Annotated in this window: 11 protein-coding genes; 7 read left to right on the top strand and 4 right to left on the bottom strand. The window is 61.9% G+C overall.

The genetic code is table 11. From position 1 onward, the window contains the following. The first annotated feature begins 18 nt into the window (after nt 1–18). Nucleotides 19–585 carry a 5-formyltetrahydrofolate cyclo-ligase gene (locus CFE428DRAFT_RS12425; protein ID WP_042724870.1) on the top strand — a complete coding sequence of 189 codons (567 nt, stop codon included), beginning with the start codon at nt 19–21 and terminating at the stop codon, nt 583–585. Between the two features lie 98 nt (nt 586–683). Here the strand turns inward: CFE428DRAFT_RS12425 and CFE428DRAFT_RS12420 are convergent, their stop codons facing one another. After that, nucleotides 684–1,070 carry an ApaG domain-containing protein gene (locus CFE428DRAFT_RS12420; RefSeq protein WP_006979891.1) on the bottom strand — a complete coding sequence of 129 codons (387 nt, stop codon included), beginning with the start codon at nt 1,068–1,070 and terminating at the stop codon, nt 684–686. A 104-nt stretch (nt 1,071–1,174) separates the two neighbouring features. On the opposite strand from CFE428DRAFT_RS12420, the gene thiD reads away from it, so the two are divergent. The 6 genes from thiD (at nt 1,175) to CFE428DRAFT_RS12390 (ending at nt 8,699) form a co-directional block, all read left to right on the top strand. Further along, complete coding sequence (gene thiD / locus CFE428DRAFT_RS12415; protein ID WP_006979890.1) at nt 1,175–1,999, top strand: bifunctional hydroxymethylpyrimidine kinase/phosphomethylpyrimidine kinase; 825 nt, start codon at nt 1,175–1,177, stop codon at nt 1,997–1,999. Nucleotides 2,000–2,157: 158 nt separating this feature from the next. Then, the gene (gene purD, locus CFE428DRAFT_RS12410; protein ID WP_006979889.1) at nt 2,158–3,426 is read left to right on the top strand and encodes a phosphoribosylamine--glycine ligase; all 1,269 of its coding nucleotides are present in this window, start codon (nt 2,158–2,160) and stop codon (nt 3,424–3,426) included. A 14-nt stretch (nt 3,427–3,440) separates the two neighbouring features. Next, on the top strand, nt 3,441–4,529 hold the full coding sequence (locus CFE428DRAFT_RS12405; RefSeq protein WP_006979888.1) for a S41 family peptidase: 1,089 nt from the start codon (nt 3,441–3,443) through the stop codon (nt 4,527–4,529). 170 nt (nt 4,530–4,699) lie between these two features. After that, a complete protein-coding gene (locus CFE428DRAFT_RS12400) occupies nt 4,700–5,605 on the top strand; it encodes an alpha/beta hydrolase (protein ID WP_006979887.1) in 906 nt (301 codons plus the stop codon). A 72-nt stretch (nt 5,606–5,677) separates the two neighbouring features. Beyond that, the gene (locus tag CFE428DRAFT_RS12395) at nt 5,678–7,192 is read left to right on the top strand and encodes a hypothetical protein (RefSeq protein ID WP_006979886.1); all 1,515 of its coding nucleotides are present in this window, start codon (nt 5,678–5,680) and stop codon (nt 7,190–7,192) included. Nucleotides 7,193–7,205: 13 nt separating this feature from the next. Beyond that, nucleotides 7,206–8,699, top strand: coding sequence for a sulfatase family protein (locus CFE428DRAFT_RS12390; RefSeq protein WP_006979885.1), 1,494 nt, complete (start codon nt 7,206–7,208; stop codon nt 8,697–8,699). On the opposite strand, the gene CFE428DRAFT_RS12385 is transcribed toward CFE428DRAFT_RS12390, so the two are convergent. The 3 genes from CFE428DRAFT_RS12385 to CFE428DRAFT_RS12375 are packed head-to-tail and all read right to left on the bottom strand — an operon-like array spanning nt 8,700 to nt 12,162. Beyond that, nucleotides 8,700–9,977 (bottom strand): MFS transporter, encoded by a 1,278-nt coding sequence (locus CFE428DRAFT_RS12385; RefSeq protein ID WP_006979884.1) that lies wholly within the window; start codon nt 9,975–9,977, stop codon nt 8,700–8,702. It lies immediately after the preceding gene. Beyond that, a complete protein-coding gene (locus CFE428DRAFT_RS12380) occupies nt 9,974–11,008 on the bottom strand; it encodes a Gfo/Idh/MocA family protein (RefSeq protein WP_006979883.1) in 1,035 nt (344 codons plus the stop codon). The genes CFE428DRAFT_RS12385 and CFE428DRAFT_RS12380 overlap by 4 nt, the downstream gene beginning before the upstream one ends. Beyond that, on the bottom strand, nt 11,005–12,162 hold the full coding sequence (locus CFE428DRAFT_RS12375; RefSeq protein ID WP_006979882.1) for an LLM class flavin-dependent oxidoreductase: 1,158 nt from the start codon (nt 12,160–12,162) through the stop codon (nt 11,005–11,007). Before CFE428DRAFT_RS12375 ends, CFE428DRAFT_RS12380 begins: the two co-directional genes overlap by 4 nt. Nucleotides 12,163–12,183 lie beyond the last annotated feature (21 nt).

The raw sequence follows: 12,183 nt of genomic DNA, 5'->3' as shown, positions 1-12,183 counted from the left end.
CCATTTGTAATCCCTTCCGTGACCAAAGCCGAACTCCGCCGCGAAATGCGCACCCGCCTGGCCGCGCTCGGCGCCACCCGCGATGAGAAGTCGAAAGCCATTGCGGCCACCCTGGCGCATCACCCAGCCCTCCAAAGCGGCCGGCACGTGGCCATTTATTCGCCGATCCCCAGCGAACCGGACATCGAGCTGCTGTGGAAAATCGCGCCCGGGCGTTTCTGCTACCCGCGGGTGGCCGATGGCAAAATGGAATTCGTGGAGGTCGAGAAACTCGAGCATCTCATCACGTCTTCGTGGCATCCGCACATTCGTGAACATCGTCTGCCGGAAGCGCGCGTGGTGTCGCCGGAGGAGATCGGCGTGATTTTCGTCCCCGGACTCGCCTTCACGAAAAATGGCCACCGACTCGGTCGCGGCGGCGGATACTATGATCGCTATCTCTCCTCGCTGCCGGCCAGCACGATGAAGATCGGAATCTGCTTCGCTCTCCAAATCGTCGACACACTGCCGCTGGAGTCGCATGACCAGGAGTTAAACGCGGTAGTGACGGAAGACGGCCTGATTGTTCGGCCCACGCCGCTATAGAGCACGCTCGGAGCCTGCGTTCTTAATCTTATTCTTAATCGTAATCTTACTCTCCTTTTGGGATTAAGAGTAAGATTACGATTAAGATTAAGAGCGCTCTACACCGACCGCACCGGCACGCGCATCTCGAAGCGCGGGATACGGGTGAATACGGGTTCGCCATCCGTCGTGACACCGAAATAGGCACCCTCGGCCACGCTATCCGAGCCGATAGTGTGATAGCTGTTGTAGGAAAAATGTTCACCCGGCTCTAGCCGCGGGAATTCGCCGACGACCCCATCACCCTCCACCACGACGCGCTGGCCGTCCGAATCGGTCACCACCCATTTGCGGCCCTTGATGGTCACGGTCGAGGGCGAGTTGTTCCGAATGGTGATGAAATACACGAATGGGTGCGGCCGGTCCGGTGGCGCTTCGAGCCTGGGCATGTGAACGACACGATCCACCTTGGCGGAGAGGCCGGCGAGTTCGGTAAACGCGGACATTTGGATTTCGGAATTGAGATTTCTGATTTCTGATGGGGGCAGGTCCGCCACTTTTGACAGCGACCAATCAAATCCATTCTCTCTAAACAGCAATCGATATTCCAATGTTTCCCGTAGGCCTCACTATTGCCGGTTCCGACAACAGCGCGGGGGCTGGCGTGCAAGCCGACCTCAAGACGATGAGCGCGCTCGGTGTTTACGGGGTCACCGCCATCACCTGCGTCGTCGCGGAAGTGCCGGGCAAAGTAAGCGCGATCCAGGCCATCGAACCGCGCATCGTCGCCGAACAGATCCGCCTGCTTTTCGAGGCTTTTCCCATCGGGGCGCTCAAAACAGGGATGCTTTATTCGTGCGAGATTATCGAAACGGTGTGCGACACGCTGAGGGGTTGCCGCGAGCCAATGCCGCAACCACCCCCCATCGTCGTCGATCCCGTAATGGTCGCGACCAGCGGCGATCCCCTTCTCCAGCGCGACGCCATCGCCCTTTATCGCGAGCGCCTTTTCCCCATGGCCACCCTCATCACGCCCAATCTCGATGAGGTGCGGACGTTGCTCGACCGCGAGGTCACCTCGGTCGCGGAAATGCGTACCGCGGGTCAGGAACTCGTGGCCACCTATGGCCGCGCGTTCCTCATCAAGGGCGGCCATCTGCGGCTCAATCCAGCGATCGACCTGCTCTGCGCTCCAGATGGTGGTGTCCAGGAATTCTCCGCCCCCTTTGTGCCAGGCGTCTCCACCCACGGCACCGGCTGCACCTACGCCGCCGCGATCACCGCCGGCCTGGCCAAAGGACTCTCCCTGTCGGAGGCCGCCAGCGAGGCCAAGCAATACCTGGCCACTACCGTCGCCCATTTCCTGCGCTGGCCTCGCGAAGACGGTCGCACCACTGACGCCCTGCATCACTTTTGGGGAAAACCGAGTGCTTAGTGCTTGGGCCGCAGCGGCTAGCCGCCCCCTCCGACTCTGATTACTGATTACTGATTACTGATTACTAAGCACTAAGCACTAAGCACTAAGCACTCGCCTTTCATCTCTCCCCACTTGGCTCCCGACACTTCCCCGTCTACTCTCCCGCCCTTCGCTTCATGAAAATCCTCGTCCTCGGCAGCGGCGGGCGCGAACACGCGCTCGTCTGGAAACTCCGTCAATCGCCTCGCGTCACCGCGCTCTACTGTGCGCCCGGCAACGCGGGTACCGCGCAACTCGCCACCAACGTGCCGATCAAAATCACCGAACACCAAAAGCTGGTGGAGTTCGCCAAAAGCGAAGGCATCGACCTTACTGTCGTGGGACCGGATGACGCCCTGGCTGCCGGCATCGTCGATCTTTTTCAAAAGCACGGACTGCGCATTTTCGGTCCCACCCAAAGCGCGGCCCGGCTGGAATCCTCGAAAGTCTTCGCCAAGGAATTCATGGAGCGCCACGGCATTCCGACGGCCAGATCGGGCAGCTTTTCCGATAGCAGCGACGCCCAGCGCTTTTGCCAAAAAGCGAAGCATCCGCTGGTCGTGAAGGCCGATGGCCTTGCGTTGGGCAAGGGCGTGATCATTGCGCAGAATTCCTGGGAAGCCGGGCTGGCCGTGCATGAGATCATGGATGTGCGCAAATTCGGCGACGCCGGGAAACAAGTGCTCATCGAGGAATTCCTCGAAGGCGAGGAATGCTCGATCCACGCGCTCGTCGATGGCGACAGCTACCTGCTCTTCCCCGCCGCGCAGGATCACAAGCGCGCGCTCGATGGCGATCAAGGGCTCAATACCGGCGGGATGGGCACGTTCAGCCCGCCGTCGAAATTGCTTACTCCCGAACTCGAGGAACGCGTGCGCCGCGAAGTGCTCGATCCCTTCATCGCCGGCCTCAAGAAGGACGGGCTCGATTTCCGCGGCATGCTTTTTCCCGGACTTATGATCACCGCCGATGGGCCGAAGGTGCTGGAGTTCAATTGCCGTTTCGGCGACCCGGAAACCCAGGTGCTGCTCACGCGGCTGGAGAGCGATCTCGTCGACCTGCTCGAAGCGACCATCGACCGACGCCTCGCCCAGACGAAAGCGCAGTGGAAGACCGACTCCGCCGTGTGCGTGGTCATGGCCTCGGGCGGATACCCCGGCAGTTACGCCTCTGGCAAGGCCATCACCGGCCTGGAGCAGTCTCAGGATGGCATCACCGTCTTCCACGCCGGCACGAAAGCGGAAGGCGGGAAGACCCTCACCGCGGGTGGCCGGGTGCTGGGCGTCACCGCCCTGGCCGGCGACCTCGCCGCCGCCCGGCAACGGGCCTACGCGGCAGTCGATGGCATTCAATTCGAAGGCCGGCAGTTCCGGCGCGATATTGCAGTAAAGGGACTCAGCGCCTAGCTTCGCAGCGCCCTATGAAAATCCCCGTGGCTTTTGCCCTGGCTGCCCTCTCGCTCCTGCCGTGTTCTTTCGTGCATGGGCAAAGCGCCACTCCCGAGCCGAAAAAGAGCGCGTCCGTCAACGCGCGCACAGCAGTCGATACGCTCAACGACGCCGAGCTCGACCAGGTCATCAAGCTGCTCAAGGACAACTACATCAAGCCCGAGGCGCTCGGCGAAACCGAGCAGCGCCGGGCCACCGTGCAAGGTTTGCTGGAACGCCTCGCGCCGGGAGCTTCGATCGTCGAAGGCGGCCCTAATGGCGCCGCGGGCGATAGTCCGTTCCGGTCGGAGATTCTCGACAATCGCATCGGCTACGTGCGGCTCGGGGCGATCACCCCCGGCAATGTCGGCGAACTGGACACGGCCCTCGACAAATTCACCGCGAGCAAGTTGCCCGCGGTCATCGTCGACCTGCGCGCCACGCCCGCCGGGAGCGAGTTTGAACAAACGGCCGAAATCTGCCGGCGCTTTTGTCCGAAGGGCAAGGTCCTCTTCTCGGTGAAAAAGCCGAACATCAAGCAGGAGCAAATTCTCACCTCGAAAGACGACCCGAAATATCACGGCATCCTCGTGGCTCTCGTGAATCGCACCACCGCCGGCAATGCCGAAGTCATCGCCGCCGTCCTGCGCACGCACGTGAATGCGCTGGTCATCGGTCAGCAGACACGCGGAGAAGCCGCCGAATTTGCGGAGTTCCCATTGAGCGATGGACGCAAGTTGCGCGTCGCCGTGGCGGAAGTCGCGTTGCCCGAAAGCGCCCCGGTCTTTCCCGGCGGAGTGAAGCCCGACCTGATCGTCGACGTCTCCGAGGAAACGACAGCCAAAGTGCTGAAGGAGGAATTGGACAAGGGGGTCAGCCAGTTTGTCTTCGAAACCGAGCGTCCGCGGATGAACGAAGCCGCGCTCGTTGCCGGCACGAACCCCGAGCTTGATGCCGTGCAGAATGCGCAAAAGAACCACGGCGAAAAGCCCGCGCCGCCCCAGCGCGACGTGGTCCTGCAACGCGCCGTGGATTTCATTACCACGATCACGATCTACGAGCGCAAGCCGGCGAAGAAGTAGAGCGCCCCTTAAAAAAAGGTTTCCGAATCCTGAATGCTTACAGAGCGGCGGCCAGGATGGCCGCCCTACAATCGCGCGCTCTGCCAGCAGCATCGACTCACGGATTCGAATGTTGCAACCGATGCGCTAAAGGCTGGTTTCACTAGCCATTCCTCTCATTTCCCCAAACCATGAATCGCCTCGCCCTCTTCCTCGTTCTCGCGGTCTTTAGCCTGGCTGTCCGTGCGGAAGAAAATCCGCCACGGCGGAAGTTCACTTACCCTCCCTCGATGGAAGGCGCGAGCGTCGAGACATACAAGGAGGTCGATGGTACGGCCCTGAAGCTCTGGATCTTTCAACCCGCCGAAAAATCCGCGCCCGCGGCGAAACGGCCGGCGATTGTCTTTTTCTTCGGTGGCGGATGGACGAGCGGATCGCCATCGCAATTCGAATCGCAGTGCCGCCACTTTGCAGAGCGGGGCATGGTTGCCATCACTGCCGACTATCGCGTCGCTTCGCGCCAGCACGTGAAGCCGACCGCCTGCGTGGCGGATGCGAAGTCCTGCCTTCGTTGGGTGCGCAAAAATGCCGACCGTCTCGGCATCGATCCGGACAAGATCGTCGCCGCCGGAGGATCCGCGGGCGGTCATCTCGCGGCCGCCACCGCGACGCTCCCCGGCATGGACGAGGCCGGGGAAGACACGAATGTTAGCGCAGTGCCGAACGCCCTTGTGCTGTTCAATCCCGCGCTGGCGCTGGCCCCCTTCCCTGGACTGGACGCGAAAGGTTTCGAGAGCAAACAAAACGCCGATCGTTTCGGCTGTCCGCCTGAAGCCATCTCGCCCATCCATCACGTCGGCGAACACCTGCCGCCCATGCTGATCCTGCACGGCAAGGCCGACACCACCGTGCCCTACGCTAGCGCCGAAGCCTTCGCCACGGAAATGAAGAAGAAGGGCAATCGTTGCGACCTCGTCGGCTACGAAGGCCAGACGCATGGCTTCTTCAATGCCGCCCGCTACAACGAGACCGTCGCTGAGGCCGACCAATTTCTCGTCTCGCTCGGCTACCTGCCGCCGCAGAAGACGAATCCTTGAGTCGACCTCTCCGCTGATTCGGCGCGCGAAAAGTGTTGGCGCGATCTCCGCAACGGGTGGAGAGTTTGTCTCGTGATCCCCCGTCGCTCCTTCCTCCAGGCTGCCGCCGGCACCGGCGCGCTCGCCGCCCTCGGCGAACTCGGCTTCCTCGCGCAGCTTCCCTCTGTCTCCGCCGCCGAGGTGGCCGCCGATCCGCGCATGGTGCGCTTCGATGCCGAGACCGAACCACTCGTGCGCTTGCTCGAAGACACGCCGCGCGAGCGCGTGCTCGAAGAAGTGGCCGCACGCGTGAAAGGCGGCCTCAGCTACCGGCAATTGCTGACCGCGCTCTTTCTCGCCGGTGTGCGCAGCATCCAACCGCGACCGGTGGGCTTCAAGTTCCACGCGGTATTGGTCATCAATTCCGCCCACCTCGCCAGTCTCGCATCGCCGGATTCGGATCGCTGGCTGCCGATCTTCTGGGCCATCGATCAATTCAAAGTCTCGCAAGCGTCCAATCAACACGAAGGCAACTGGGTGCTGCCGCCCATTGATGAAGCTGCCGTACCCGCGAGCCACAAAGCCCGCGCGGCATTCATCGAAGCCATGGACCGCTGGGATGAGGCGGGGGCGGATGCCGCCATCGCCGGCCTCGTAAGGACCCACACGAGCGCGGATGATCTCTTCGAAATTTTCTGTCGCATCGGGTCACGGGATTTCCGCGAGATCGGCCATAAGGCCATCTACGTTTCGAACAGCTTCCGCTGCCTCGAGGTGATCGGCTGGCAACATGCCGAGCCGGTGCTGCGTTCGCTGGCCTATGCATTGCTCGATCGCGCCGGCACGAAGGAAAATCCCGCGGACGCGGACCTGCCGGCGGACCGTCCCTTCCGTGACAATCTCACCCGAGTGAAAAGCATCCGCGACGGCTGGCTCATCGGCAAACCCAGCGCGGAGGCGAGCGCGGATCTGTTGCAGGCCATCCGCAGCGGGTCGCCCAGCGATACCAGTACACTGGTGACCAAATTGCTCAATGACCGCGTGGCGCCGCAATCGATCTTCGATGGCCTTTTCACGGGCGCCGGCGAACTGCTCATGCAGGCACCGGGCATTCTCTCGCTCCACGCCACGACCTTTACCAATGCCGTGCATTACGCCTGGCACCGCGCACAGAACGACGAAACCCGCCGCTTGCTCCTGCTGCAAAACGCTGCCTTCCTCCCGCTCTTCCGCGGCAACCACACGGACAGCGGCCTGCACATCGACACGCTCGAACCGCTGGCTCCGGATGCGAAGGGCGATGAAGCCGTCGCCGAAATCTTCGCGGACATCAGCCATAATCGCCTCAACGCCTCGCGCAAAATTCTCGCCTGGCTCAAAGACAAGCCCGACGCTTCGGCCTTCGCCACCGCGGCCCGGCGCCTGATCTTCCTCAAGGGCAACAACGCCCACGACTACAAATTCAGCTCCGCCGTGCTGGAGGACTACCAACAGCTTTCCCCGCCCTGGCGCGATCAACTGCTGGCCGCGAGCGCCTTCTATTTCCGCGGCTCCGGAGACAAGGATAACGACCTCGTCCAACATACCCGGTCCGCCCTCGGTGCTTGAGAATCGCCGCGAGATGAACTTCCCGACGGGGCTATTTTCCACACCCGCGCGGATCCGTGGACGAGCCGCGCTTTTCGCGGCTCTGGTCTTTGGCATCTGGCTGGGTCTGATCGCCGGCAGCTTTGCCGCGGAAGTGCGGCACCCGAATATTCTTTTCATCATCTCGGATGATCAGCGACCCGACACGATTGCCGCATTAGGCAATCCCATCATCCAGACGCCGAATCTCGATCGACTCGTGCACGGCGGCACGGCATTCACCCGGGCGGTCGCGGCCTATCCGATATGCTACGTCAGCCGCGCGGAAATTCTGACCAGTGTTTGCGCGTTTCGCAACGGCGTCGGTTACACCGGCAACAAACTCGACCCCAAACTCGCGACCTGGTCGGGCACTTTGCGGAGCGCTGGTTATCACACGTGGTTTGTCGGCAAGTGGGATAACGGCGCAACTCCCAAGGCGTATGGCTACGAAGAGACGCGGGGGCTCTACACCGGCGGCGGCGCACCACTGCAGAACACGCCATCTTACGTCGACCACGCCGGACGCCCTGCCACCGGTTATCGCGGCTACACTTTCAAGACCGACGATGGGAAGCCGTTGCCGGAGCTCGGGGTCGGCCTCACGCCGGACATCAGCCGGCACTTCGCCGACGCGGCCATCGACTTCATCGAGCGCAAACCTGCCGAGCCGTTCTTTCTCCATGTCGCCTTCACCGCCCCACACGATCCACGCCTGCTGCCCCCGGGTTGGGAAACGAAATACGATCCCAAGACGATGCCGCTGCCGAAGAACTTCCGATCCGTACACCCATTCGACCATGGCAACATGGGCGGCCGCGATGAAGTATTGCTCGCATCACCACGGCGACCGGACGAAGTGCGAGCCGAGTTGGCCGCATATTACGCCGCCATCTCCGGCATGGACGAACAGATCGGCCGCATTGTGGAGGCGTTGAAATCGACAGGACAACTCGACAACACCCTGATCATTTTTACCAGCGACCAAGGCCTTGCCGTGGGCAGCCACGGTCTCATCGGCAAACAGAATTTATATGAGCACACGCTCGGCGTGCCTTTAATCATGAGCGGCCCGGGCATACCGAAAGGCGAAACCCGCGAGGCGCAATGTGATCTGCGCGACCTGTTTCCCACCACTTGCGAAGTGACGGGCATCGCCACCCCACCAGCGGTGCAAGGGCGCAGCCTCGTGCCCGTCCTCCGTGACGCCCAGAAGACTGTCTATCCATTCGTCGTCGGCTACTACACCGATGCCCAACGCGCGATCCGCGAGGGCACCTGGAAACTCATTCTTTATCCCAAGGCAAAACGGACGCAGCTCTTCTATCTCGCGAGCGATCCCGACGAAATGCATGACCTGTCCGCGCAGCCGGAACAAGCGAGGCGCCTGGCCGACCTACGCATCAAACTTCTCGGCTGGCTCAAGGAGAATGGCGATCCAGACGTCGAGGCCGTCGCCGCTACGCCGGCTCCGTCCTCGAACCCGTGATCACTCCGGCAATGGCTGGCCCTTGGTCTCCGGCAAGAATGCGATAAAAACGAGGCCGAACAGAAAGAGCAACGCCATGAGGCTGATCGCCGGGCCGAGATCCATCCGCGCTTTCAGCCAGCCGGAGAAATAGAGCATCGGAGAGGCGAGTAGTCGGCCGCCATTGAAGCAAAAACCCGTGCCCGTGGAGCGCAGGTGATTCGGGAACAGCTCGGGGAAATAGACAGCATAACCCGCGTGGATACCGATGGTGAAAAAGCCGTAGATCGGCAGCAGGGCGAGGAGCATCCCGTAGCTGGTCGGCAAAAAGCACGTCAGCGGCACGAAGATGAGCGATGCGACGTGATAGAGTACAAACGTGCGGCGCCGACCGAGACGCACCGCCAGCGGGCCAAAGGCCAGCATGCCAAGACCCGAGCCGATCGCCTGCACATTGCCGTAGGCAAATTTCGCCCGCCGGGTGGCTTCCGCCATGCCTACACCGTGCCGCACGAGAAAGTCCTTTGCCAAATCCTGCCCGGCAACGGTCACTGCCCAAAATGTGCCGAGACCGACCGCGGCGAGCATCATCCCCAGCAGGGCATTCCGCGCCCAACGCGGATTCGTCAGCAGATCGCGAAAACTGCCGAGTTGCGCTGTATCGCCGGAAGCGGCTTTCACTTTAGCCGCATGCCATCGCTCGGGTTCCTCAACGCGTGCGCGCACCCATAGCACGAGCAGTGACGGCGCGATGCCGACGAGGAAAGCCATCCGCCAATCCGCAGCAAAGGCGAGCCCGACCCACGCGGCAATCCAGGTGCCGATAATGCTCGTGGAATGAAACAGTCCCGACATGTGGGCCCGCGCATGCTGCGGCACGGCTTCGGCAACCAGCGCGGCCGCCACGGCCCATTCGCCGCCGACGCCCATCGCCACGAAGAAGCGCAGGATGCCGACATGCCAAAGCGAGGTCGCGAAATAAGTGAGCCCGGAGAAAATCGAATAGAAGAGAATGGTCAGCACCATGGTCGGCTTGCGCCCCCATCGATCGCCGAGCCATCCAAAAATAATGCCGCCGAGTGAGCCACCGACGAGGAACGCGCCGAGGAAGATGTCGCCCCAGCGCCGCACATCCGGATGATCCGGCGCCACATGCAGGATCTCGGCGAGCATTTGATTGCGCTGGATGTTGAAGAGCTGCCCTTCAAAGGCGTCGAAAACCCAGCCCACCGAGGCGATGAGCACCACCATCCACTGGTAGAGCGTTACGTCCTGATACCATTTTTTCGTCGGCGTCATGACGTTCTAAAGGAAACCGGTTTTCCGCTGTCCACCGACTCCTGAGCCCGCAGGCACATGGCCACCGACCACCGACCGTCCTCGCCGCTCGCCGGCAACGGTGCTCCCTGACGTATTGCGGCCGCCATGGCATTGATCTCGTCCACCAATTCGAAAACCTCGCCCGTGGGTTTCTCGATCGGGATCTCGCGGACATCCGTGCCGTCAAAATGCTTCAGCGAAAAGCTCGGGTGGAAAGTGCGGTCGAGCGCGCCGCTCCAACTCGCCCAGAGCGCACCGCGTGTGCCGGTGATCTTCACCACTTGATGATGCTCGAAGGCGCTCAAGGTCTGCGAAATCACCGCGTAGGCGCCGCCGGGAAAATTCACGATCGCGCTGAAATTATCCTGCAATTCCGGATGATCGGGTTGCTTCGAGTTGGCCCGCGCGAAGACGCTCACCGGATTGCCCGCCCCGCTGAAATACCAGCGAGCGAGATCGAAGAAGTGGATCGGTTCCTCGAGGATCCAGTTGCCCACGCGCTGGATATCGTAGCGCCAACCACTTGCCCCGAGGCGATACGGCCGGCGCCACAATTCGATGAGCGCATATTGCGGCGTGCCGATGGCACCTTCGTCGATCATCGCGCGCGCCTTGCCCCACAGCGAGGAAAGACGAAACTCGTGGCCCACCGCCAGCAGGCGACTCTGCTCCTTCGCGCAGCGAATGAGATCGTCGCACTGTGCTTCATTGATCGCCATGGGTTTCTCCATGAGGAGATGCTTGCCCGCGCGGAGAACATCGAGGCCCACGCGATGATGCAAGTCGCTCGGCAAAACGACATCGACCATCTCGATCGAAGGATCGGTGAGCAATTCATGATAGTCGCCAACGACGCGCACTCCTGGGAGCGCTCCGCGAGCCGCCGCCTGGCTCGCCTCCGAGCGTGCCGCGATGCCCACCAATTCCGCCTGCGGCGATTCGACGATGGCCCGCGCATGATGACTGCCCCAGGCCCCGTAACCGATGAGTGCACAACGAACCGGTTTCATTTGCGCGGAGCAGTGGTGAGCGGGGTGACTGGCGTGGATGCGGGTTTGCGCCCCTGCACTTCGCTGAGCTTGCACGTTTTCAATCGCGGCAGCACGTAGCGCGCGAAGAGCTCGCATTCCGCCAGGTGTGGATAGCCCGACAAAATGAACGCCCGCATACCCATGGCGATGTAGCGCTGCAGCTTGGCGTAGACTTGATCCGGATCACCCACAATGGCGCTGCCGCATCCGCTGCGCGCCCGGCCGATGCCGCTCCAGACGTGCTCTTCGATGTAATCGTCCTTCGATTGCGCGCGCAGCTCGTCCTGCCGTTTCACGCCCGCGGACTGGTGATCCTGCGCCCGGGCCTTGATCTCCGCACCTTTTGTCGCATCCAGCTTTGAAAGCATCCGTTCCGCCGCGGCGCGGGCCTCGCTTTCCGTCTCGCGAACGACAACATGAATGCGCAGGCCGAAATCGAGCGTGCGACCGAGCGTGGCAGCTTTGCTCGAAACGAGCTTCATCGTTTCGCCCAGTCGTTCTTCCGTCTCCGGCCACATGAGGAATACATCGCAATGCTCCGCGCAGAGCTGCACGGCATCCGGTGAGATGCCGCCGAAGTAAAGCAATGGCCCGCCATTCTGCTGATACGGTTTTGCGGGGTCGGTCGTCGGCAGGTCGAGTTGATAGTGCTGACCGCGATAATGCAGTTCGGGCTGCGTCCAACATTGCTTGAGAATCTCGATGACCTCACGTGAACGCGCATAGCGAGCCGCCGATTCCTCGCGCGCCCCCGGCAGGTCGGACGAGATGATATTGACTGTGAGCCGGCCTTTCAACAGGTGATCGAGCGTGGCGAGGTGCCGGGCGAGCATCGGCGGGTGAATCTCGCCCATCCGCACTGCGACGAGATGATGAATCTGCTTTGTCAGCACCGCCGTCGCCGCGGCGAAGGGCAGGGTCTCCTGTCCGCTGGCCCAACCGGAAGGCATTAGGATGTTTTGATAACCCAATTCATCGGAGCGCCGGACGATATTCGAACAGTGTTCGAAGCTGCTGCGGAGTGTGCCATCGGGCACACCGAGGAATTCATAGTCGTCGCTGCAAAGGGCGGAAAACCAGGCCACTTCCACGGCGGGATCGGGCGTGCGAATGGGAATCGGGGGCGGGTTCATGAGGGGACGTGGGCGGGCGGT

Origin of the sequence: Chthoniobacter flavus Ellin428, assembly GCF_000173075.1 — a bacterium.
Classification (GTDB): Bacteria; Verrucomicrobiota; Verrucomicrobiia; order Chthoniobacterales; family Chthoniobacteraceae; genus Chthoniobacter; species Chthoniobacter flavus.
This window is presented reverse-complemented; position numbering and strand designations above follow the sequence as displayed.